The organism is Rhizobium croatiense (assembly GCF_019793465.1).
Taxonomy (GTDB): Bacteria; Pseudomonadota; Alphaproteobacteria; order Rhizobiales; family Rhizobiaceae; genus Rhizobium; species Rhizobium croatiense.
On sequence record NZ_JAILYJ010000082.1, the window covers coordinates 1 to 399 of the forward strand.

Sequence of the window (399 nt, forward strand, 5' to 3'; positions counted from 1 at the left end):
TGCCAGTAGATCCAGAAGCAGGGAAGGATGGAGGACAGCGCCACCGCGTAGGAGCTGTGATAGGCGGTGGCAAGCAGGAAGTTCGTATAGGCAAAGCCGGCCGGCGAGGGCTCGGCTGATGTGACGTCCGCAGACGTGATGCCGAACTGGGTGAGGAAGCCGGCATGCAGGCCCTGCTCGACGGTGATCGCCTTCTGCGCGGAACCGAGAAAGCGCAGGACCTGCGCATTGTCGGGCGCCTTGGCCGCGACGATCGCCAGGCATCGCGCGTAATGCTTGAGGTAGAGCGCATCCTGCAGGATGTAGTGCCGGAAGACCTCCGGCGGCAGCGTGCCGTCCGAAAGGCGCTGCAGCAGTGGCAAAGCCTCGATTTCAGCCATGATCGGCGCGATCCTGTCC

1 protein-coding gene is annotated in these 399 nt (G+C 63.9%); it reads right to left on the reverse strand.

All coding sequences use genetic code 11. The features are described 5' to 3' along the window. Positions 1-399 (reverse strand): TenA family protein (locus K6M89_RS30665; protein WP_222141870.1); only part of this gene is annotated, 399 nt, incomplete at both ends.